The sequence below is a fragment of the Sphingobacterium sp. SGR-19 genome (genome assembly GCF_011043555.1).
In the GTDB taxonomy this organism is placed as follows: Bacteria; Bacteroidota; Bacteroidia; order Sphingobacteriales; family Sphingobacteriaceae; genus Sphingobacterium.
Genome location: NZ_JAAKGS010000003.1, coordinates 379,127 through 401,280 on the forward strand (window position 1 = coordinate 379,127; position 22,154 = coordinate 401,280).

At 45.0% G+C, this 22,154-nt stretch carries 18 protein-coding genes and 1 pseudogene; 4 read left to right on the forward strand and 15 right to left on the reverse strand.

What is annotated here, in order from left to right; all coding sequences use genetic code 11:
• Positions 1–325: 325 nt before the first annotated feature.
• The 4 genes from G5B43_RS09235 to G5B43_RS09250 all read right to left on the reverse strand — a co-directional run bounded on the left by G5B43_RS09235 (position 326) and on the right by G5B43_RS09250 (position 3,503).
• Positions 326–826, reverse strand: coding sequence for a DUF4411 family protein (locus G5B43_RS09235; RefSeq protein ID WP_165294444.1), 501 nt, complete (start codon positions 824–826; stop codon positions 326–328).
• Between the two features lie 6 nt (positions 827–832).
• Positions 833–1,975 (reverse strand): ImmA/IrrE family metallo-endopeptidase, encoded by a 1,143-nt coding sequence (locus tag G5B43_RS09240; protein WP_165294445.1) that lies wholly within the window; start codon positions 1,973–1,975, stop codon positions 833–835.
• 65 nt (positions 1,976–2,040) lie between these two features.
• Positions 2,041–2,928 (reverse strand): sce7726 family protein, encoded by an 888-nt coding sequence (locus G5B43_RS09245; RefSeq protein WP_165294446.1) that lies wholly within the window; start codon positions 2,926–2,928, stop codon positions 2,041–2,043.
• Between the two features lie 29 nt (positions 2,929–2,957).
• Entirely contained in the window at positions 2,958–3,503 is a 546-nt protein-coding gene (locus G5B43_RS09250; RefSeq protein ID WP_165294104.1) for a hypothetical protein, read from the reverse strand.
• Between the two features lie 227 nt (positions 3,504–3,730).
• On the opposite strand from G5B43_RS09250, the gene G5B43_RS09255 reads away from it, so the two are divergent.
• The 4 genes from G5B43_RS09255 to G5B43_RS19395 all read left to right on the forward strand — a co-directional run bounded on the left by G5B43_RS09255 (position 3,731) and on the right by G5B43_RS19395 (position 5,564).
• Entirely contained in the window at positions 3,731–4,024 is a 294-nt protein-coding gene (locus tag G5B43_RS09255; RefSeq protein ID WP_165294447.1) for a hypothetical protein, read from the forward strand.
• A 273-nt stretch (positions 4,025–4,297) separates the two neighbouring features.
• On the forward strand, positions 4,298–4,657 hold the full coding sequence (locus G5B43_RS09260) for an ORF6N domain-containing protein (protein WP_206367297.1): 360 nt from the start codon (positions 4,298–4,300) through the stop codon (positions 4,655–4,657).
• The gene (locus tag G5B43_RS09265; RefSeq protein WP_165294448.1) at positions 4,654–5,361 is read left to right on the forward strand and encodes a DUF2071 domain-containing protein; all 708 of its coding nucleotides are present in this window, start codon (positions 4,654–4,656) and stop codon (positions 5,359–5,361) included. Before G5B43_RS09260 ends, G5B43_RS09265 begins: the two co-directional genes overlap by 4 nt.
• A gap of 8 nt (positions 5,362–5,369) precedes the next feature.
• Complete coding sequence (locus tag G5B43_RS19395) at positions 5,370–5,564, forward strand: hypothetical protein (protein WP_240904810.1); 195 nt, start codon at positions 5,370–5,372, stop codon at positions 5,562–5,564.
• A gap of 4 nt (positions 5,565–5,568) precedes the next feature.
• On the opposite strand, the pseudogene G5B43_RS19700 reads toward G5B43_RS19395, so the two are convergent.
• From G5B43_RS19700 to G5B43_RS09320, 11 genes and pseudogenes are all read right to left on the reverse strand, one after another.
• Positions 5,569–5,673, reverse strand: a pseudogene (locus tag G5B43_RS19700) (hypothetical protein); the annotation flags it as partial.
• Positions 5,674–5,921: 248 nt separating this feature from the next.
• Positions 5,922–7,844, reverse strand: a complete 1,923-nt coding sequence (nagB, locus tag G5B43_RS09275; protein ID WP_165294450.1) for a glucosamine-6-phosphate deaminase — start codon at positions 7,842–7,844, stop codon at positions 5,922–5,924.
• Between the two features lie 44 nt (positions 7,845–7,888).
• Positions 7,889–9,415 carry a DUF4434 domain-containing protein gene (locus tag G5B43_RS09280; protein ID WP_165294451.1) on the reverse strand — a complete coding sequence of 509 codons (1,527 nt, stop codon included), beginning with the start codon at positions 9,413–9,415 and terminating at the stop codon, positions 7,889–7,891.
• A 27-nt stretch (positions 9,416–9,442) separates the two neighbouring features.
• The gene (locus G5B43_RS09285) at positions 9,443–10,786 is read right to left on the reverse strand and encodes a hypothetical protein (protein WP_165294452.1); all 1,344 of its coding nucleotides are present in this window, start codon (positions 10,784–10,786) and stop codon (positions 9,443–9,445) included.
• Positions 10,787–10,847: 61 nt separating this feature from the next.
• Positions 10,848–11,948 (reverse strand): SGNH/GDSL hydrolase family protein, encoded by a 1,101-nt coding sequence (locus G5B43_RS09290; protein WP_165294453.1) that lies wholly within the window; start codon positions 11,946–11,948, stop codon positions 10,848–10,850.
• Positions 11,949–12,032: 84 nt separating this feature from the next.
• A complete protein-coding gene (locus tag G5B43_RS09295) occupies positions 12,033–13,430 on the reverse strand; it encodes a hypothetical protein (protein WP_165294454.1) in 1,398 nt (465 codons plus the stop codon).
• Positions 13,431–13,448: 18 nt separating this feature from the next.
• On the reverse strand, positions 13,449–15,041 hold the full coding sequence (locus G5B43_RS09300; protein ID WP_165294455.1) for a RagB/SusD family nutrient uptake outer membrane protein: 1,593 nt from the start codon (positions 15,039–15,041) through the stop codon (positions 13,449–13,451).
• Between the two features lie 10 nt (positions 15,042–15,051).
• Positions 15,052–18,219 carry a SusC/RagA family TonB-linked outer membrane protein gene (locus G5B43_RS09305; protein WP_206367298.1) on the reverse strand — a complete coding sequence of 1,056 codons (3,168 nt, stop codon included), beginning with the start codon at positions 18,217–18,219 and terminating at the stop codon, positions 15,052–15,054.
• Between the two features lie 50 nt (positions 18,220–18,269).
• Positions 18,270–19,661, reverse strand: a complete 1,392-nt coding sequence (locus G5B43_RS09310) for a DUF4434 domain-containing protein (protein WP_165294456.1) — start codon at positions 19,659–19,661, stop codon at positions 18,270–18,272.
• Positions 19,662–19,678: 17 nt separating this feature from the next.
• Positions 19,679–20,734, reverse strand: coding sequence for a glycerophosphodiester phosphodiesterase (locus G5B43_RS09315; RefSeq protein ID WP_206367299.1), 1,056 nt, complete (start codon positions 20,732–20,734; stop codon positions 19,679–19,681).
• Positions 20,712–22,154 carry a calcineurin-like phosphoesterase C-terminal domain-containing protein gene (locus tag G5B43_RS09320; protein WP_165294457.1) on the reverse strand — a complete coding sequence of 481 codons (1,443 nt, stop codon included), beginning with the start codon at positions 22,152–22,154 and terminating at the stop codon, positions 20,712–20,714. Before G5B43_RS09320 ends, G5B43_RS09315 begins: the two co-directional genes overlap by 23 nt.

Below are 22,154 nucleotides of genomic sequence, written 5' to 3' on the forward strand. Positions count from 1 at the left end.
CCCTACCCTATCGAGCCTCATTATTTCGTTCAAAATCCTTCTAAATTCAGTGTCCTTTCGACTGTGGCACTTTCTCATTATCATTGGAGTGTCCCGACGCGACTTAAAGTGGATGACATAATTAATACGGAATATTATGTCTATTCAAGAACTAATTTACGTTATCGGTGGAAGCATAGGACTACCGTCTATAATTATTTTAACTATCAAGTGTATTTATTCTTTTGTTATGCGTAATACGCCTCTTGAGTCAAGCGAGGAATATTACCAAAATGGTAAACTGAAAAGTAGAAACACAAAATTCAGAAAATGAATGGAAGCATTTTCAGAAGCGAACCCCTAACTCCCGGAACATACTGATGCTGTTCAGATATTGCACGCCTAGCGCGTCACACGGTTCCGGTATTTTTACTTTGTTTTTAGCGTTAGGTTGGCTTACTTCATGTGTAATGAGTATCCGATTGCCAACATCAGCAAGTGAGTAAGCAACCAACCATGCGTCTGCTTCATCTGCGTGCAAGAACTCATTTAAAGCGGCAGGTCTGTAATGATCCGCTCTGGAAGTAGCCCATGCCGCTACCTGAGCGTATTGCTGGATAACGGTTTCGGAAGCTACAAAGAAGCCTTCGGGCAAGGACTCTTCAACCCATTGAGTGAGTGCGTCCTGATTGTGTCGCAATTCTTGACGAACCTTGTCTATACTGATCAAGATACCTTGCGATGCCAGTTCCTGTATCTTTGTCCAAAAGGTCGGAAAAACGTCAAAAGGGTAATGCATACGATGCGCCTGTATGAAGAAATTGGTATCAAGAACATAACAGGCCATACGCTATCATTTGATGACTACTTCATTAATAAAATTGGTGTATACATCGCCAAACAGTCCTGTCAATTTGAATGCATCTTTATAAGTCAATGCTCCGCTTTTAACAGCGCTATCGACATAACTGGCAAAAGTAGGACTTATCCTACGTTTATTGGTACGATAGAAATCTCCACCACTCGCTTGCTGCTTTTTCTTGAGGCGAGCGGCTTCCATATACTGATTGTAGAAATTAAAAAATGCTGCCCTACCAAGCAGTCCAAGATCCAACGCCCTACGTGCGATGACGATGGGACTCACCTTGAAACGGGTGGCCAGCATACGAATATCGGCGATGCCAGTCCAGACACCAGACAGTAGACGAGCAGGAACTAAAAATTCGGCAGCAACTTGGTCACATAACCGTTCGGTAGGATCATCAGCTGGCAAAAGTCTATCTTGATTAAACCCTGCACTTTTACCCAACCACACGTGTACTAGCTCATGTACCAATGTAAATAGCTGTGCAGCTTTCGCATCCGCATTATTGACAAATAAAAAGGGCACGTATTCATCGACCAATACAAAACCCCTGCACTCATCAACTGGTATAGACCGATGGGTATTATTACCCACGACGCCATTCTGCACAACAATAATACCGATCCGCTCTATAGTATCTATTAGCTGTGTGAGGGTTTGCTCCCAAGTAGCAAAAGCGAGTGTCCAACCTGCTCGCAGATTTAGCTGGTTACGAAGATCTTGAACAATCTGCTCAACTGGTGTATTCTGATCGAACTTGCCTACATAATCCAAAGGCCTAACTTCTAGTTGGACAAGATATTCGCGCAGCCATTCCTGCCTCCGCGTTAATTCCAGTATACTATCGTAAACATTCGGACTCACCTGATAGGTAGGATTGGGCTTTCCCGTACGGAAAAAAGGAAAGTCAATAGATTCATTGGGTGGTTCTTGCAGAAACATGTAACCGAAAGGCACATGCACTTTTTTGGAAAATGCTTCTAGTTGTTTAACCGTAGGCTGTTTATCTCCTTGCAACCACCTATCAACTTTCAGTGTCGGATATTTTAGAGAAAATCCAGTTACATCATATCCTGCACGGGATAATGCCCATGTAATGATATTTTCGTTGACTGGTACCGTTACTGCCATAATGCAAAGTTATTGATTCTTTCACAAAACTTGTTATGCGAGGCAAACAAGTGGATGAATACACATTATAAAAGGTTCTTACTTAAATTATTAACGATAGTAAGATACGACTTTTTATTGAATTTCTGCTGGTAGAACGAAAAATTTAAGTATGGGGGCAATGTGCCTTCTGACAGATATAGATTCGTTTGTGAATTAATTCTCCCCTTAAGAATATTGTGATAGGCAATTCTAACATCGTCAACGGGAAGTTCCTGTAAAACAGCTAAACATGACCGGTAGAAAAACGCCGGCGTGACGGAAGGCACGAAACCCACCAGCTGTTTCAGGAGTTTTGTGTATTCTGGTTTACGTAGGGAAGCCATCATAAACGATGCATCCAGTTCTTCGCAATGGTTTTGGGAACTGCGATACTCGACAACTTCTCCTTCTTCTGTATACACCAACATGCCAACATGCGATGGAAGGATACGAAGATATTTTTCCAACAGTGACACATGTGTAAACAGATAAACTTCCGTGAACGCTTTATAATAGTCAGCAAGTTGGTTATCCAGGCGTTCGGGTGTATCGAGCTCTGTCTTGATTTCAAACACCTTGTTCGTACCGTTGATTAAAACCGTATCAGCAATAGACTGCCCTATCCGGAATTCGTTGAGCAAGATAGTATCCTCCAGAGCATAGTATTTTAATACGTAATCATTTAACAGTTTATTCTTATAAATATACTCGTGCCGATAATGTTGTTCCAGAAGATTGTAGGAATATGCTATCAAATCGTCGAGCCGAGCGGGCTTGTCTTGCACAAGTTTTTCCCACCCAGCATATTTCTTCATCCTACGGATATAGGAGGACTGATTACTACTGGTTGATAGCTTTTTAAATGCTGCATGCGACACCAACGAAGCCAATTCGCGCAACTGTGCTTTGTGGTATGTCGGGCAGGTCTGCATAGAGCAAAGTTAGTAATTTGATTAGATTTTTAAATTAATGTTGCTATGTCTACTTTTCGATCCGGGTATTTATTGATATTGACAACAAATTTATTGTCTTTAGCAAATACAGAACTCGGACTTATAACAACCTCGAACAGCCCAGATTTTGTAATTACTCTTAAGGAACCATCTGGAGTGCGAGGTATCTTAACAAATCGTTCCATACCCTTAGCTAACAATGAATACCCCCTATCTTTACTGTCATAAAAAATTATTTCTTTGTCCTTATTGGTTTCAAGTTTCTCCCGTTCCTTATCATATGTATCCTTATCTATCGCACCTGCATCTAACAAGCCTTGCAGCTTAAATAGAGAATCAATATAATCATTTTTTTTGTCTGTACTTGCTTTGGCAAGCAAAGCTTTTTCAAATTCTTCTGTGTCTTTTCGTTTAGAAGAAAGTACGACAAGAAATCCTATAAGCGGAGAAAGGAAAAGTGAAATAAAAAATGCCCCGAGAGATCCAATTTTTCTCTTGTCTCCTATCGCTGTGACCACCATGGTCAAAATAATCCACAAAATAAACCATTCCATAATTGGTGTAAAATATTTATTGTTATCGATGTATTGAATATTAGCTTATACTATTTTTCTTATCGAGCCGATATATCAACTCTTTTTCCATGATTTCTAATTCGGCATAAAGGTAAAGCATGAATTCTGCGGCAAAGTATGGGAAACCGTAAAGCTAATGGATATTTCCATTTTTAGCTATATTTAACCCATGTACTAAACAAAAGAAAAAAAACTGAAATTGGTTAATGAAAGATATTGAAATAAAGCTCGCGTCCGCAAATGACGCTATTAAAATAGAACCGATTTTCTCGCTATATCGGGAATTCTACGGAATGGGAAAAGATAGCTCGGGAACAATAGATTTCTTACGTGAAAGACTTGAAGGCAATGAGTCAATTTTGCTATATGCGCCTTCCACATGCGTAGACTTTATTAAGACCTTATTCGGATGTTATTCGCATGTTGTTCGGAAGATTACCGGCATTCTACCGGTAAATTACCGTGTATGTACCGTGCGCAACACGGTAAATCCTCGGTAAATACACGGTAAATCATCGTTGAACGGGCGAACAGAGTCCGAACAGTGTATAAACAAAGGTTAAATAGCATTCGAAGAGACGTTAGAAACGCTATAGCTTTTCGTTGAGTCCCTCATTAACCAGCAAGGATGCGACCTCGGCATATGAAAAAACAGCGAAGGCGTGTATCTTCCTGTTTACGTGTATGCACAAAATGAGGGATTCGTCGCATTACAATAAAAGTTTATTGTTACCTTTATTGGTATAATGAATTATGATCGAAACCATTAAGTTATGAGTAAAACCAAAACAGAACTAAAAGCAGCAGCCATAACGGACGATGTCCTCGTCAATAAGATATACGAGTTTAGAGGACAAAAAGTAATGCTAGATAGTGATCTGGCGGAGTTGTATAGGGTAGAGACACGGAGGCTTAAGGACCAAGTAAGGAGAAATATTATTCGCTTTCCTGAACATTTTATGTTTGAGTTAAATAAAGAAGAATATGGCTCCGTTCTAAGATCGCAAAATGCGACCTCAGAACAAGGCCGCTATTCCAAATACTTACCCGACCGCTTGCAGGAAAAGCAGGATAACTCTCCTACTGCGCCAAAAGTAAAAAAGGTAATAGGTTTTAAAATTGGTGACAAATGAAAATTCGAACCATACATGGATACATCGATAGAAGAATCTTAATAAACTTCACGGCTGCCCCCAAAGTGGTCGAGAAAATTGTTCCATTTCCATTTCGACCTAAAATTTACAAAGGAAAAGCTATCGTTGGAATCTGCCTCATCAGACTTAGAAACATAAAGCCCAAAGGATTGCCTGACTTCCTTGGCGTAAACTCAGAAAACGGTGCTCACCGGATCGCTGTTGAATGGGACGAAAACAACGAAACAAAGTCTGGTGTATATATTCCCCGTAGAGACACATCCTTAAAACTGAACACACTTGTTGGAGGCAGAATATTTCCCGGTAAGCATCATTATGCAAAATTCCATGTAGAGGAAAACAACGATAATTTTCACATTGATTTTAAGAGTTCTGATAACACGCTCATATCCATTGATGCAACCGAAGCCTTACTATTTAGCGAAAGTTCCATTTTTGAAAGTTTGGATAAAGCCTCGGCTTTTTTTGAAGATGGAGATCTCGGATACTCGCCCAACAAAAGAAAATTTGATGGGCTGAGGTTGAAAGCATATACGTGGAAGGTTAAACCACTTGACGTTTCAGCAGTGGAATCTAGCTTCTTTGAAAATGAAGAAATCTTCCCTAAGGGTTCGGTGACGTTTGACAATGCCCTACTGATGACAAATATTGAACATGAATGGAAAAGTGAGGATAGTAAATAACAAAGAATATGAAAAAGGGTTATGGTTTTGAGGTATCGTTAAATGGAAAAAAAATAGCGCGAGCCGGAATACCAAAAGATAATTATGTGGTCAATTGTATCGTAGACGCCGTTCATAGAAAAGATGGCAGCGAAGAATTATATATGCGTTATCAGGTAAAACTTTATCCCCATTATAAAGAAGGTTTCTGCGCCACTTACTGAGCAAACTGGGATCTATAGCCAGCTCCTTTGCAACTTCTGCTACCGAACCTCTAACAACGCTCAGATCCACCGCCATTATCTTAAATGAATCATCAAACTTTCTATGCATCTCTACAAATTTAAAATTACTTATTAAATATGTCTCGCACTAAAGGTAGTAACTCCAATCTTATGTTGCATCAATAAATGAAGTACAATCTCGAAGTATTAGTGACAAAGAATAATTGTACTATAAGCCAAAGCATATACCAGGTCTAAATATGCAAACTTGAAAGCTGCTACGTTCTTTATTTTCCAATAGTCTTAGTTGTTATGTTTATGCCTTTATTTCATCAACAACGGGCATGCTTTCTATAGTTACATATAAGGCCAGCGTACAAAGGCTTCAATTGCTTCGTAATCTGCCAAGCCGAGCTGGTGATACAGCGCAGCCGTCTCGCAGGTGCGATCCTCGGCTCTTACCCAAAACTCTCTCGGATCGTCGCCAGGGAATACTGGGGTATCCTTTTGCGATTGGTGCTTGAATATGGACAGCCGCTTTCGTCTTACCTCGTGCGGCGAAAGCGGCACTGCCATCTCGATTTCATGAATAGGATACTCGTGCCAAGCTCCACGATAAAGCCACAACCAACATTCTTTAATCCATTCATCCGTTCGCGCCAGTCTTTGCAGCGCTTCCAAAACAATATCAAAACAAACCCTGTGTGTGCCGTGTGGATCCGCAAAATCGCCGGCAGCAAAGACTTGATGCGGCTTTACTCGGCGCAGCAGTTCCATGGTTTGCAGGATATCATCCTCATACGTAACCGTTTTAGAAAACTTACTTCGGTCGTAAAAGGGAAGATCCTGAAAATGTATATTTTCATCTGGCAGCCCGACGAAGCGTGCACCGGCTATTGCTTCTCCTTTCCGGATTAAAGCTTTGATGGTTCGGATCAGCTCCGTATCAATCTGGTTCGGTTGCTTCTTTTCAAAAAATGCTGTGGTCTCTGCGTAGAAATTTTCCGTCAATCCCGTATCGCCGCCGGTTATCGTGCTAAAGTCGCGCGTAAATTCGATGTAACGCAACACATCATCATCCCATACGGCTGTATTACCTGAAGTTTGATAAGCCACGTGGACGTCATGGCCCTGGTCTACCAACCTGATAAAAGTTCCGCCCATGGAAATAACATCATCATCTGGATGAGGAGAAAATAGCAGCACGCGTTTCAATGCCGGCTCCGCACGTTCCGGTCGATTGGAATCATCAACACCAGGTTTCCCGCCCGGCCAACCGGTGATCGTACGCTGCAACTGGTTAAAGATGTCAATATTGATGTTGTAGGCAGGTCCCTTTTCCATGATCAACTGTGCCATTCCGTTATTGTTGTAGTCATCTTCCGTCAGCTTCAGAATGGCCTTACCTAACTTGGTCGACAGCCAAATGACAGCTTTTTTTACAAGTGTATTATCCCATACGACCTCACGGGCCAGCCACGGCAAATGGAAACGCGTCAGTTGTGACGCGGCACCCTCATCGAGTATAAACTCCACATGGTCCGACAACTGCAGGTAGGTCGCGGGGATATCGGCAGATATCTCCCCTTCCACCGCTTTTTTTACGATTTCAGCTTTCTTTTCATTCCAGGCCATCAACACGATTTCCCTGGCCTTAAAGATCGTCCCCACTCCCATGGTAATGGCTTTCGTAGGGACATTTTCCTTCCCCCCGAAATCTCGGGCTGCATCGCGTCGGGTGAGATCGTCCAAGGTAACAAGCCGGGTGCCCGAGTTAGGTGCTGAGCCCGGTTCGTTGAAACCGATGTGTCCGGTGCGTCCAATTCCAAGAATTTGGATATCCAAGCCGCCGAGCGACGATATTTTTCGTTCATATGCTTCACAGAATGCCTGGATATCCACTTCATCTAGCGTACCGTCTGGCATATGGATATTTTCACGTCGAATGTCGACGTAATCGAATAGGTGCTTATTCATGAATGTTACATAGCTCTGATCGGTATCCGGCCGCATGGGATAATACTCGTCTAGGTTAAACGTAACTACATTGGCGAAGCTCAACCCATCTTCCCGATGCATCCGAACAAGCTCCCGATATACTTTCACTGGGGTGGCACCTGTCGCAAGGCCCAGCACCGCTATTTCGCCTTGCCCTTGTTTGGCTTTTATAATGCTTGCTATACGCTGTGCAACCTCGATCGAGGCTTTGCTTTGATCGGAATATACCCGAACGGGAATTCGTTCAAAACGTGTTTCTTCTAATAAATTTAATCTTGCCATCTTTTTAAACTAGTCATTGAAATACATTTATAGACAGGGTGATGTTACCATTTTGGATTTACCAACACTTCATCACATAATATCAAACACCCGGTATCCTGATCAGCTAAGACTTTGATGTATCGCGCATTGATCTGAATGCCATTCACCGCAGCAATATCGATCCAACAGTCGTGTCGGTCATTTTTTGAAGCTGTCATGGCCACCGCTTTCACCCTTCGATACGTTTTTCCATCCATTGATGCATAGAAGCTAACTACCGATGGTAAGGCGATATCCTTCGGTCGGTAATGTAGGAACCGGGCAGCCAAACTGTTTACAGTTGTTGTCTTTTTAAGGTCAATCACAACCTCCATCTTCCCGTCTTCGAAACCGACCCAAGTAGGCTGTCTATCATCTTCTTGGCCCAATCGGCTATCGGACAAGTTGCCTTTACCATAAGCTGTTGCTGGCTTCGTCAGGTACTTCACCTTCGCCCCCACCGCGGTGTGTGCAACATCACCTTTAAAAGTCTGCTCGAGCAGTGGCCAGCGTCCTTTTCCAGCTTTCCACTCCATAAAGTCGAGGTAAGCCTGCGCGGATTCTATCGGTTGCCCAATCGGCATATCGGTAGTCGCTTTATCCAGTATTCCGTACACCGAAAAGCTGATTACCTGTTCGGCACCCGCCATAGTGGCGCCCACAATCTGCGACAGGTAACGCGGAAACGCCGTCGGGATCAAGGCGGACTCCCGAGAATTATCTTCCCTTTCCCAAGTAAACGATTCGACATTCGACCAAAACTGGATATCGGTATCTTGGTGAATTTGACCTAATTTTTTGAAATTAGCTTTCATCCGTGGCATCGGAAGTGGCTCACGTACGCATCCGATCTCGTCTTGATAAGCAATAATATCTACTTTTAATTTTTTTATCTGCGCGGCAAACATGGGATTATCGATATCGGCATGGCATATTCCATATGGAGATATCATGATCTTGGCCTTAGGCGTAAGATTACGTGCGCTTTCCGCCAGACTATTTGCCGCTTCAATGGCCTGATCGGGCAGAATGGGTTCCATACTATCTTCGACTGGCAGGTACCACCCAAAAAACGACTTGTGCCGACTGAATAGATCAGCCGTCTCCTTCATGATCTGTAACTGTATTTTCTTGATCATCGGATCCCGAATATTATCATCTTGATTGATGGCCCAGCCACAGCTCATAAACACATGCATTCCATGCTGATCAGCCGCTTCCATGATCGCTTCCACCGGACTTTGTTGGCCTTCGGGATAGGCTGGGGGCATAAATTTGGAGGGATAGAAGGACTTCTGTTGGTCCGCTACGGCCATGATCACGACATAAGACAGTCCCATTTCAGCGTATTCCCCTATCTTGGTTTTCCAGAATTCCGGAGTCCTATAATCGACATGTGCAGGATTCATATATTTGTTTCGCACATCTTGATAAGGCAAATTGATCCATGTACCTTTTAACGGCTTTACGGCCTGGGCCTGAGCTTGCTGGCTACAGAAGCCAACCAATAATAAAAGAGTCGTAACCCATTTTTTTAATATATTTTCCATACTTTACTATTTATTGCTGGGCGAAGGCTAGTCAATGTAAAACCAGCCCACCCCTTTTTCCGTATATACCATTTTCCAATGAGCGCCTTGTTCCTTGATCAACGATAAAGGAACCACTGCTTCCGCAAGCACATCCGACTGTAGCGAGGCATCTTTATATAGGGTTCGGGGTGTTTCATCCGTTAGATTTCCCGTCGTCCAGATCCCTTCCTTCTTCGCAAAGGCATACTCGTAAGCAGTGTTCGTGTAATAACCTGACTGGAGCGATAGATCGAAAAAGCGCAGCCACCATTCAGGATGCCGTTTAGCGACAGCCGGATTGCTGTAGCCAAGTGAAACGATATCGGCTTGTATACTCAAAGCCATCTTCGGGTTTGCCTGTTGTATGGCCTTTGCCAGGGAGGTGTACTGGATTAAATAATCGTAAGTCAGCGCTGGATCTAACCAATCCTGTGCCGCTGTTTGTAGCACCATTACATCAGGCTGTACCTCTTTAGCCATTTTGACCATATCCAAACCAAAATGTTCCCGTATCTCGGCCATGGTACCCTTTCGCACGGCCATTCCCCAAGCAGCATACAACACCTCTGGTGCAGATTCCTTGATGGCAGCCTTTATCTTCTTGTTAAAATCCAATATCGCATCTACGCGGAAATCCATCCATTTGTTGTACAGGGTCTGATCGTTGCGGATGTAATCAAAAGACAGTGTCGCCGCATTAGTACCTCTCTGCTGAGCGGTAAATTTTTTTCGGGCATAGGCACTGATATCGCCATAGAAGCCATTCGATTGCAAGGTTTTCCATTCGGGAAAGTAGCTCTCGGCAAACTCGATACCTGCTACATCATAATTACTCAAGATCGCCTTTACGCGGCTTATCTGCCAATCGACAAATTCGGGACGGTGGAACGAGTAAAAGTGGATCCCTTGACTCGGATAAGGCGTTAAAAACTCCATTTGCCATTCGACGGGCAGGCTAGAGTCACCGTAAATACAATTACCCAATAGCATGATCCATACCGCGATCCCTTCCTTCTTTAATGCTTGCAGGTAGTCGGGACGAAGCAACTGATTGTCTTTGCGCCCGTCCCAATAGCCGGCTACAAAAAAATGGACAGATTTAATATTGGCCATTTTTAGGTCTGCTACCAACGTTTCCGGTGATATACCTTGCTCGTTCAGCATGACGGGGTCAATTTGAATAGAATTACCTTTTATCTTTTTAAGGGCGGGGGTTTCCACAAAACCTTCCTTGGGAGGGTCGCCCCCCGGTCCGTCGTCTTTACCGTCCGTAGCTGCTGGTTCTGATGCTTTGCAGCCCAGTAGCAGTATGAGGAATAGCAAAGCCTGTAATCTTATACCTATATGCATTATACTCCTTTTGTTTAAAAAAAACGACAGTAAACTGTCTTAATCTACTCCGATTTACGCTTTACTTTATTGGCTGCTCAGCTAAGGGCCAGCCCATGATGGTCGCAATATAGGGGATGATAAACATCGCCATCTTCTGATGTCCCGTGTAACCCGGATGCCACGCCGCTCCCATATCAGAATCATCATTTAGTACACCACGCAGGGACGCCGTCGCAAATACATTCGGATCATGTAATAACTCGGGTAAAGCAGCTATGTACTCTCCTACGGGCCCTTTTACCCTCGGTGTCACACACAATATTTTCACCTCTTTTCCATAGGCAGACCTCAGCCGTTGAATGATCTGGCCATAGGCTGCTATAAACTCCGCCTTGGACGGGTTAGGCTGTGAGGAGAAATCATTAGAACCCAAGTTGATGACAATCAGATCAGGCCTATATTGATCAAATCCGTAGCGCGTAGACGTATCGCTGTTCCATGTTCTCAACAGGGCATCTTTCATCGTATACCGTGAACTGGTCAGCGAGTCACCAAAATTCCGGGCAGCTCCCCTGCCCGAATGCGCAATTAAGGCATAGTCAGCGTCGAAATAACGTGCTAAGATAGCCGCGTAGGTTTTATCGGCATTTTCCGTACCTACGGAAAATGGTTCATCACGATGTGTCCCATCTGCACCGTAACCTACCGTATGCGAATCGCCGATAAACTCCATAAAGCGATCTTTCTTCGGCACCTGGCCTTTGAAGAACGCTCCGTTAGGCAGCAAAAACCGATGCAGCGTGGTTCTTCCAAATTCACCTTCGGATCTTTTCTGTACCCGTATGCGGTGCAGTTTGTGCTTTGCCAACCCCTCTACAAGTTGTATCAGCGTATCCTGCGAAGCGATATGGATGGTCTTGAACAGCTGATCATCTACAAATACGTTATAGTAACTTTCGCCCGTATCTGAAGCACGGACGGTGCATGCTTCGCCTGCCAGCATAAACTGGAAATAGGTTCCAACCCAATCAAAGGTAACATCTCCATCCATACTTTCTACCACACGACCGGTATAGCTTATCAGCGTTGAATTTGCTGGTATTTCTAGTTTCAGGCTTTGTGCATACGACGTCGAGCTAGCGACTAAAGCCCATATAAGACAACATATTCTTCGAACCATATAATTGCTATTAATCCTCATCCACGGCACTTTCAGGGACCGCGGATCAGGGGTTATCATCTATTATTTCATGAGAGAACCGTGTTAACGGTTGTAACGCATCTGATAAGCCATCACGCCAGCTGTTGATTTATCATTCGTAGCCATCGTAGCATAGATCGTCACGGTCTTGCCCGATATATTGACATCAAGGTCACCGTAGCGATTATAGTTGGTACCACCGTAGGCATCAGACTCAAATAACATAAAGTCGCGGTATCCCACATCGTCCGACACCAATGTCATTTTGGTCGGGTCGGTGATGTCATACACCTTGACATGTGTTGCATCCCAAGCAAAGAAACCCTGCGTCAGCATCGCTAGGAACTGGTTACCATCGATAGTAAACACCTCAAAATCAAAGATCTTGTAATAATGGTTAGACGTATTCATTCCGAATACATCCATAGTCGGCGTAAATTGCACAAAGCGGCTTCCTTTAGCGCGGTTGGCATCGGCAGCATCATAGTTATTATACGTCAGATAGTGATCAGATTCGGCATCTAGCGATTTACGTTGCACCGTAGCAAAAGTCCACGGCGTTGCAGCAGCATAACGGATTACCTGTGGTGTTGTACTACGCACAACACCATTGTCGAATTCCCAGTAATAAATCTGGTTGTCTACTGCGGGCGCGGTGGCATACACATAGGCTTTACCTGTTTTTAGGTTACCAATTACACTAATTTTTCGACCTAGTTCAGCAGGAACGCCAGCACCTGCAACGTAGTTCAAAATTAACTGAGGTGCACTGTCTATATCTTCATAAAAATAAAGCATTAGACCGGCGCCATAAATATTATACCGATTCACCACAAAGTGATCGGCATCATCGGCAACTACTTGCATACAGAAGGTTGTCGGAGCCGGAATTGTCTTGATCAAAGCCTTCGTATTTGCATCGTACACCCGCACCCCTACCTCTGCTCCGAGAGTACCACCTGCAAAATCGGCAACCAGTATCCGATCCTTTACAACTGCCATCCCCGATATATTGGTACGGACGATACCGAGCTGGTCGGCGGTACTGAACCAAAGTTTCTTAAACGTGGTGCGCGGAAGCGTCGGGACCGCTTTGATCACGAGTTGCTTTACATTGCCATCGCCATCGGTTACACGGATATCCAATGGATTGGTAAAATCCATGATTCCACTAAGAGCAGGTTCGATTCGGCTATTATGCTCTAAACTTGCTGTTGCTCTTAATTTAGACACATCAACAGGCTCCTCTTCAGTTGTCGGCACATTAACATATATGGTATCTCCATCTTCGTAGGGCCCAGCTGCGACCGCCGGATACTCGGTCGATTGACCTGGGATAGCTAGAAAAAAGTTGAGTAGCCCTTTGTCGAACCGCGTATCTTTACGCAGTTCGGCTTTTTGGCAGGCCCCAAATATGGCTATCAGGGCGGCCATAACGGTATATTTGTGATATATTTTCATCTTGTCGATCATTAAAGGTTATTTCCACTCATCAAATTGCTCGATAATCGGGTTACGTTGCAATTCCGTCAACGGAATCGGAAAGCGATTATATTTTTCTGGGTACACACGTGTCCTGCCGTTGTCTACATCCACCAGTTCGTACATAAATTTCGGCACATCGTTTACCATCGTACGAATAGGTTTAACCCCTTCGATTTTCTTTCCGTTCAACTCGGTAGTTGCTAGGTTCCAACGACGAAGATCCCAGAAGCGATGACCTTCGAAAGCCAGTTCGACCATACGTTCCCGACGAATCAGGTTTAACAGGTTTCCTTTGTTCGTCGCCGTTAGATCCTTAGTAAAACCAGCACGTCTCCGCACCTGGTTGAGGGCTTCCAAGCCGTCGGTAAGCCGATCTTGCTCCGCTAGAGCTTCTGCATAGATGAGCAACGCTTCCGCATACCGCATAAAGTAAAACGTAAGTTCGCCCCTACCGAGATCCGTAAGTTCTTCATCAAAGAGTTTACGCATATAGTAACCTGTGGAGGTGGTACCACCACCTACGGCGTATCCGTCTTTGCCGTCTACGAAAGTTTCAATGACCCGCCCCTTCCATGGCGCACCATTATACAGGATCGAGGCATAAAATCGTGGCTCACGTCCTTCATACGGACTTGCAGCATGCGCTGGATTAGACCAATTGAAGTCCGTTCCATCAGCCATTTGGTACTGCCGAACCAGATTATCCGTTGGGCTTATCTGCGCGTATCCACCGTCTAAGGTTGGTGCGAAAAAATAATCAAACGAGTACGTGAAATTTGGCGACTGGAAACCGAATTCGAGGATACTTTCCTTGTTTTCTAGTCCTTCGCTTCTGCGTTGATTAAATAAAGCCGCATAATCTGGATGCAAGTCGTACAATTGCAAATCCTTTAATGCTTCGACCGCGTCCGAAGATGCTTTCCAGCGCTTTGCATACAGCATGGCCCGCGCTTTTAGACCAAGGGCCGCTCCTTTCGTGAGCTTTCCCTTTTTTGCTGCCGGCACCGTAGGGGGTAACTGATCTGCTGCCTTGTCTAAATCGGCCGCGATAAAATCCCAGACTTCTTCGGGCGTGCTACGTGCTTTTGGTTCGCCATCATTCAACCCTTTGTACAGGATGATGCTCGCGCCATAACGCTTAGCTAGTTCAAAGTAGACGTAAGCCCTGAAGAACAGCACTTCGCCCTCAGCGATACGTTGGTATGTCTCTGGTAATTGGCCGCCTCGGGTGTACAAGCCGTCTAGAAATTCATTACAGTCTCTGATCCATCGGTAACCCCAGCTCCAGTTGTCTAGCAAATTAGCCCCCGGCGTAATCAACGAAACCCCCAAAATCTGCAGATTCGTTTCATGGGTAGGCGTATTCCGCTTAAGAACATCCGAATAAGCATCCTGATTCACTTGATTGGTGTAGTACAACTGCCCAATGAGGGGATAGAATTTATTTAAGGACAATTCTACGTTCGATTCACTGCTCCACGCCACCTCTTCGGTATAGACATCTGTCAACTCAGGTTCGATAGAGCAGCTTGTGATGGTTAGCACGGTAGCTAATGACAGCGCGCTATAAATATATTTAAATGTCATCGTACTAAAATTAAAAGGTTAAGGATACGCCAAATTCATAAATACGTTGCTGAGGGTAGTATCCCTGGTTTACGCTCGGCATTTCGGGATCTAAATAATCTAGGTTACTCCATGTAAATAGGTTGCTACCGGAAGCAAATAACCGTAATTCCTGAATGTTGGCCTTTTGCATCCATGCGCTCGGTAGCGTATATCCCAGCTGCGCTGTTTTCAATCGCACATAAGAGCCATCTTTTATCCAAAAGGACGAAAACTTACCACCACTCTGAGCCGACTGCGTACTCAGGCGCGGATAGGTTGCGTTCGGATTTTCCGGAGTCCAGGCATTTTCGACCAAATATTTAGGGGAATTGCCGTCTTGGTAAAAAGGCATTGTATAGAATGTGTTGTCGTAAATGCCCGAGCTGGTATACAACCCAGATAAGGCCACATCGGATAAGGCCGCTCCCTGAAAGAAAGCGTTAAAATCAAAACCCTTATACGATCCTCCCAAATTAAGCCCGAACATCATCTCGGGTAGATCATTTCGTCCTATAACGGTCCAGTCCTGATCAAAAGTGATTCGACCATCGCCATTTAAGTCCTTCAGACGGATCTCGCCGACCCGGGTAGGACCAAATAAGGCGCTGCTATTAATTTCTTCATCTGACTGGAAGAAGCCGTCCGCTTCGAAACCGTATTTTAAACCGATCGGTCTGCCTGTCCGTCTTAACTGATCGGGCACATTCGCATCTTCTGTGGTCTCAATAACCTTGTTTTTTGCCAAGCTGACATTTCCACGGATATTATATGTAAATTCGTTAATGGTATTGCGGTGGGATAAGATGAGTTCAAATCCACGGCTATCTACGATTCCAGAATTCACGTAACTAGGAAAATAGCCACCAAATGAAGGTGGGTTTAAGTTACTTTGTCCCTGCAAGATATCCTTCGTTACACGGTAAAAAACATCAGCCTCGACGCCCAGTAAGCCGTTCCAAAGCGTAGCTTCCAAACCACCATTATACGTCATCGTCGTTTCCCATCGGATATCCGGATTTGGGACAGTCGTTATATTTAGTGGTTTCCCCGGATTATTTCCGATCAACACCACCGGATTTGCACCAGGTGTCAATGTCCGAAGATATTGATAGTCAGGTATCCTATCATTACCGAGTTTACCCACGGAGGCCCGTAGCTTCAGGTCGCTTACGAAATCGACGGACTCCCGGAAAAAAGGTTCGTTGGAAATCCGCCAGCCCGCTGAAACTGCAGGAAACCAGTCCCAGCGCGTATCTGCCGGAAGTAGAGGCGACCCATCATATCGGCCAAGTACTTCTAGTAGATACTTGTCTGCATAGTCATAATTAAAGCGAAATGAATAGCCTGCGCGGCTAAACATGCCGTGACTACCCTTTACTAAGTCGTCGATCACTTCATCGCCCCAGTTCAGGTCCATAATATCCGTGATAGGGTAACCTCTCCGACCGCCAGACATAGAACTGTTGTCTTGTCGTAGGTATTCGTACAATAACAATGCATTTACCGAATGTTCACCAAATTTATTATCATAACGTATAGAGGTTTGTATGGTCTTTTGCCAAGAATCGTTAAACCACTGGTTCAGGTTAGCAATCCCGCCCGAAGCATGACGAGCCCAGCCCAACGCATATTGCTTTGTCGAATTATTATACACATCGAGCTGATAAGGCAGTAAATACGCTTTGCGTACTGTGTAGCCCTTATCGAAACCACCGTTCGCCATTAGACGAAGTCCCGAAACACCCGGCACTTCATATTCTAACGATAAATTGCTTTGCAGACGATTGGAGCGAGAAACATTTTCACCAGACAAATCCCTCGCTGCCAGCGGATTTTGGTTGCCGTTACCGGGATTTAAACTGCCTATCGGCACGCCATCTGCATTATAGGCGGGGAGAAAAGGATAAGACATCATGGCCTGTGCAAATACCGAAGCATAGCTATTTCCCAATCCGGCGGAGAGCCCTGGTTCCTTACGCACGTCGTCTCTATAGGAGACATTGAGTGTAAGTTTTAAATTATCCAATACATCCGCATCCAAGTTGACCCGACCATTATAGCGGTCGTACGAAGTACGATCAATAATACCTTCCTGATTATAGCCCCCTACCGATACAAAATACTTGTATCGGTCGCTTCCGCCATTCAGTGTCAGATTGTTAGTCAGTGTCGGCGCACTGCTTTTAAACAACATATCAAACCAGTTGGTATTTCCGAATACGCCTTCCGGATCGCCGTTTGTGATGCGCTCGATTTCCTCGGGCGTAAAGCGCCGTCCGGTCTCCGCTATACCGTCCATCTCCTGTGCTTTGTTGTAATATCGCGCATATTCAGCACCATTTAAGAACCGTGGAAAAGAAGTGTTGGTACTGAGTGCGTAAGACCCGTTGTAACTGATCGTCGGCTTTTGTGATTTTCCCCTCTTGGTGGTCACCAATATTACACCGTTGGCACCTCTTACCCCATAGATCGCTGCTGATGCGTCCTTCAGTATGGAAATCGATTCCACCTCATTCGGGTTAATCTGCGGGAAGTCCCGTTCGATTCCGTCCACGATGATTAAAGGACTGCTATTCCCTAACGTATTGTACCCTCTAACCAATAAGGAGGCACCATCCGAACCGGGTTGTCCGCTCGTCTGCCGTGTCACTAATCCGGGAAGCCGGCCTTGTAACATCGATGAAAGATTTGCTGTGGGCGCCTTGGTCAGTTCGTCGCCACTTATTTGGGCTATGGCACCCGTGACACTGGATTTTTTCATTTGTCCGAATCCCACTACAACAACTTCATCCAAAACAGCATCACTCTTTGTGAGGTAGATCGCAATCGGACCAGAAGGGATTGAAAGTGTGGTGTCCTTTGCTTGATAGCCGATCGCAGAAACATAGAGACGGGCTTTACTGCCCTCGGCCGCCAGGGAAAAATGCCCGTCTTGATCGGTCGTTGTAATATGCTGCTGTTTGGCCAGCCTTACCGTCGCACCCGGTACTGGCTGCTGATTGGCCACGCTGCGCACGATACCCGATAACGCGGACTGCTGTGCATAAGATCCCGTGATCACACCAGTGAGCAGGCATCCTACAAGGATACATCTCGATAACAAATCATATCGATCACGCATACCCTTTTCTTTTAGCTGTTGATTTACTCGAATCATAAAAGTTAATGGTTAATTGTTTCTAAATTCATATCTATATATTTATAATATCATTGACGCTTTTGCATATGAGTTACCTTTTTAAGGTAGCGCTGATAATCCCGAAAAAGATCCAGTGTTCTTTTTTCGCCTACGCGAATCGACATCTTCGGATCGTTAAATACGCCAGGGAACTGGTAGCATAATATCTTTTCGAAATTCTCAAATAAGTTAAGGTCCCGGATAATCTCATCCATAGGCCTCGGATACAACGATTGATCCTCATTGAACAGAAAAGTCTCTAGGTCGAACCACAAATGTGCCCCTTGTGCGTCGCACAACGACTGGAGCAGATCGGCCGATTCCTTCCCCGTTAAATCCCCTTCTGGCATGCGTGCAAATCCAAACGGACAGAGAATATCCAGATTTTGCAGTAAAGCTGGATAGGTATCGACACCTAAAGGCACCTGCATGCTGTTTGTCGCCAACATAACGGGCTTTGCAGGGGCTATATCATTACAATACGCTTTAAATTCACGAAAGAAATCGACAATTTCCTTCTTGCGCTGCATCCGCATTGCATCAGTCTTTTCCCAGTTATCTAAATTTCCACCACTCTCTTCCGAAACATAAAAACCGTAAAACGATGGATGGTGACCATATTTGTCCCAGAGCTCTTTTGCCACTTTCTTGTGCCATTCGAGCGATTCGCTCGTAAAGTCAAACCAGGCAAACATCCCCACTCCTACGAACACATGCATATTCAGCTCGTCCGCTTCAGACAAGATTGCTTCCACCGGGTCGTGCGCAACAATAGGCACGCGTTCTTTATAGAGTTCCGAAGGATAAAAGGCCTTTCCCTGATAATTTTCGACCGTCGTTTGGTGTTTACCGACATATTCTTCGTTTCGGAATACTTCTTGGATTACGACGATATCCATTTTCAACTTATGCATCCCGCGCACCATTTCCTTCCATTGCTCATCGGTCATTTTTTTAATGTCGGTATTCCAGTGTTTGCCTTCGGTTTCACTCCAGTGGTATATACCTGCCCAAGCCCCATCGATTAAGCGGGTAGAACGGATGTCAGATTCGATCACCTCGATTTCCTTTATCTCGCGATGCGTTTTGCCGCCTTCCTTAACCAGCAGAATGATCTTATTCTTTCCGATCAGGTTATGCGTAGGTAACACATGCTTAATCTCGTAGGCTTGGCCGGGTGCAACCAGCTTTTTCGAATAGTGCAATAGATTATCAGCGTGCTCTGCATGTAAATAAACAGACAGTTCGATCTGTTTTAACTGCGCATCCTCGTTCTTCAAGCCGGCACGGATATCAAGATCCACTTTGTTCGTGATTGTTGTCGGTGGGATCAGCGTCAATGTAATGCCGTCTTTGGCCATTAATGCGAATGGAAAGATAGCCCATAACATTCCGACCAATACACTTAATTTTTTCATCATATTTGGTTTCTTCATTTCTATTTTTTCTTTTTAATTATTTCGAGTAAAAGTTCCGGCTCGTCTGTCGTGATTCGGTCTACACCACTTTGTAGAAAAGTGCAGAGGGCAGCTTCTTTGTTTACCGTCCATACATTGGTGGTCAACCCCCTACTTTTCGCTTTTGCAAGCAGTTGCGGATCGGCTTCGTACTTATAAAAATCATAGTCTAGTCCGGTTATTCCATCGGCTTTCAACTCATCGACTGTCTTGTTTCCCATTAAATATGCCGTCTTTGCTGTCTGATCTTGCGCTTTTATCCGCTTCAGAACGTTGTAGTCAAAGCTGATGTACTCGATGTAGGCCTGAGCTTTGAGACGATGTACGATCGATAGCACGGAGTCGACCAATTCTGTATTTCTTCCAGTAGGAGAGGGCTTAATCTCCAAGATCATCTTTGTCTTATTTTGCTTTTTTGCCATAGTGATGAAATCTGTCAGCGCCGGTACAGGATCCCCGCCCGCTAATGTCGATGCGTAGAGTTCCTTTGCGCTAGACTCCTCAACAGATAGCCCTCCTATATGTGGGTCGTGCGATAATACGACGACTTTGTCTTTTGACAGCCATACATCAAACTCCGAAGCTTCGCATCCCAATTCTACCGCATGTTGGAACGACCGGACAGAATTTTGCATCACGCCGACCTTACGCCATGCACCTCGATGTGCCACCACTTTGTTACGGATGAATTCGTCCTTCACCAATTCCATCTGATAGTACTGCTTACCGACTGCTACAGTAATTCCGTAAGCGTGGGTACCCACGTCTCGTACCGCCTTTCGCTTTCGCAAAGAAATCGTCCCATCTTTATCGATGCGGAACAACCGCGCGGTATCAGACACTAGCGTAATTCGGCCTCTATCGGCATGGCCAAATAGCACAGTGCCGATTGTAGCACCCTTTTTATTTAGGGGAATCAGGTAGCTATCCATTGTTGCTCGAGGCTTCACAGCAGGTTGCGCTAGCACCGAGGCACATAGCAAGAACCCGATCGCCAGCATGCCCCCTATTTTTTTATCGTTTCTTATGTTGTACATCTTGTTTAAATTTATTTCCAAACCGGTCTTCCACTTCAACAGTGATCTCACTGTCCGCCTTTACCGGACGCGCATAAAATAAATGGTCTGTTTCTGCCGTCCATATCCAATCGTAGTCGTATGTGGCCTTATGCGTACTCACCTCGCGGGTCGTCCGCGGGTCCAGACCTACATAATTCATCATCAAACCTTTATAAATCCCATCTTCATACCAGCCTACTTTCCAGTGCGGATCGTGATTCCAGACCAATACCGTTAAATCCTCTACGCGTTCGGGATTTTCACCGACCGCATACGCACGAAATTGATGATTATCAGACTTGCCGATAGCTTTATAGCGCCAGCTAAAATCGTCCCCATCCGCTAGATATATCGAATAGCCAGGAGGCGTTCCATCTGCACAATCGGGTCCCTGCCAAAATATGCCAGATAAAGATGCCTGTGTATGCTCCCATATATGGGGAGCAGGGTGATAATGGTCCTGCAGGTGTGTATGACCCGAGATAATATGTACCTGATAAGATTCCAATAACGCATAAAGATGCGACGCATTACGCATCACTTGCTGCTGGCTATCCTTCCGAAAAGGTTTGTGCGTAGTCGGAATATGAAGCGATACCACTACCGTACTTCCCGTAGGAACGGTCTTTAAATCCTGTTCTAACCACCGCAGCTGGCCTTCAGGCAGGTATCCCACATACTCATGCCCACGCCCAAGGTAGAATACATTATCCAAGACCACATAATGCACATTCCCTCTATTAAACGCATAGTAGTTTGGTCCAAAATTCTGTTCAAAGTACCTTGTCGCCTGCGCATTTGAACGCGAGTCCGGCCGCAGGTCATGATTACCTTTGGTATAAAAAAAAGGGATTCCCGTACCGGAAAACACTTCGGTCAATGCAGTGAGCAGTTGTGGCTGATCGCCGACCATATCCCCTGTCAGCATGCCATGTAATACATAATCCCTTAGTTCGGTTTTTGTATACCGAAGCAGATCCTCCGCATAGGCACGGCAGCTGTCCACATCTTTCAATTTATATACCTGCGGATCTCCAATCACGATCATTGCGTGCTTGTTGTCAGGGGCTGATTTTTCCAATTCAAAGTCGTAGGAGGTGGCAGGCGCTTGCCTATCATTCAGCATCCTGTAAAAATATGGCCGCCCATCACCAAGTGGAATCTGGTAGCCAGCCGGTAACGTCAGATAGACCAACTCGGCGTCGTGCGCGAGATCGAGGGTATAGCATCCCAAGGTGTCGGTCAATACGACAGTCCGCCCATCAGTAACCGCTACACCTGCAAGACCTGCACCACCAACAACAGAGACCCTACCACCGATCTGTTGATGGAGCGCCTGTGCATAGGCTGGTCCACCCAGTCCATAAATCAACAATATGACAAACATCGTCCGTATCAT

Excerpts from the sequence above, each read along its gene's own strand:
- nagB (WP_165294450.1), bottom strand. The coding sequence starts at position 7,844 with ATGGCAAGATTAAATTTATTAGAAGAAACACGTTTTGAACGAATTCCC.
- G5B43_RS09250 (WP_165294104.1), bottom strand. The coding sequence starts at position 3,503 with ATGGAATGGTTTATTTTGTGGATTATTTTGACCATGGTGGTCACAGCG.
- G5B43_RS09300 (WP_165294455.1), bottom strand. The coding sequence starts at position 15,041 with ATGACATTTAAATATATTTATAGCGCGCTGTCATTAGCTACCGTGCTA.
- G5B43_RS09260 (WP_206367297.1), top strand. The coding sequence starts at position 4,298 with ATGAGTAAAACCAAAACAGAACTAAAAGCAGCAGCCATAACGGACGAT.
- G5B43_RS09285 (WP_165294452.1), bottom strand. The coding sequence starts at position 10,786 with ATGCATATAGGTATAAGATTACAGGCTTTGCTATTCCTCATACTGCTA.
- G5B43_RS09305 (WP_206367298.1), bottom strand. The coding sequence starts at position 18,219 with ATGATTCGAGTAAATCAACAGCTAAAAGAAAAGGGTATGCGTGATCGA.
- G5B43_RS09265 (WP_165294448.1), top strand. The coding sequence starts at position 4,654 with ATGAAAATTCGAACCATACATGGATACATCGATAGAAGAATCTTAATA.
- G5B43_RS09235 (WP_165294444.1), bottom strand. The coding sequence starts at position 826 with ATGGCCTGTTATGTTCTTGATACCAATTTCTTCATACAGGCGCATCGT.
- G5B43_RS09315 (WP_206367299.1), bottom strand. The coding sequence starts at position 20,734 with ATGTACAACATAAGAAACGATAAAAAAATAGGGGGCATGCTGGCGATC.
- G5B43_RS09320 (WP_165294457.1), bottom strand. The coding sequence starts at position 22,154 with ATGATACGGACGATGTTTGTCATATTGTTGATTTATGGACTGGGTGGA.
- G5B43_RS09290 (WP_165294453.1), bottom strand. The coding sequence starts at position 11,948 with ATGGTTCGAAGAATATGTTGTCTTATATGGGCTTTAGTCGCTAGCTCG.
- G5B43_RS09310 (WP_165294456.1), bottom strand. The coding sequence starts at position 19,661 with ATGATGAAAAAATTAAGTGTATTGGTCGGAATGTTATGGGCTATCTTT.
- G5B43_RS09295 (WP_165294454.1), bottom strand. The coding sequence starts at position 13,430 with ATGAAAATATATCACAAATATACCGTTATGGCCGCCCTGATAGCCATA.
- G5B43_RS19395 (WP_240904810.1), top strand. The coding sequence starts at position 5,370 with ATGAAAAAGGGTTATGGTTTTGAGGTATCGTTAAATGGAAAAAAAATA.
- G5B43_RS09255 (WP_165294447.1), top strand. The coding sequence starts at position 3,731 with ATGAAAGATATTGAAATAAAGCTCGCGTCCGCAAATGACGCTATTAAA.
- G5B43_RS09245 (WP_165294446.1), bottom strand. The coding sequence starts at position 2,928 with ATGCAGACCTGCCCGACATACCACAAAGCACAGTTGCGCGAATTGGCT.
- G5B43_RS09240 (WP_165294445.1), bottom strand. The coding sequence starts at position 1,975 with ATGGCAGTAACGGTACCAGTCAACGAAAATATCATTACATGGGCATTA.
- G5B43_RS09280 (WP_165294451.1), bottom strand. The coding sequence starts at position 9,415 with ATGGAAAATATATTAAAAAAATGGGTTACGACTCTTTTATTATTGGTT.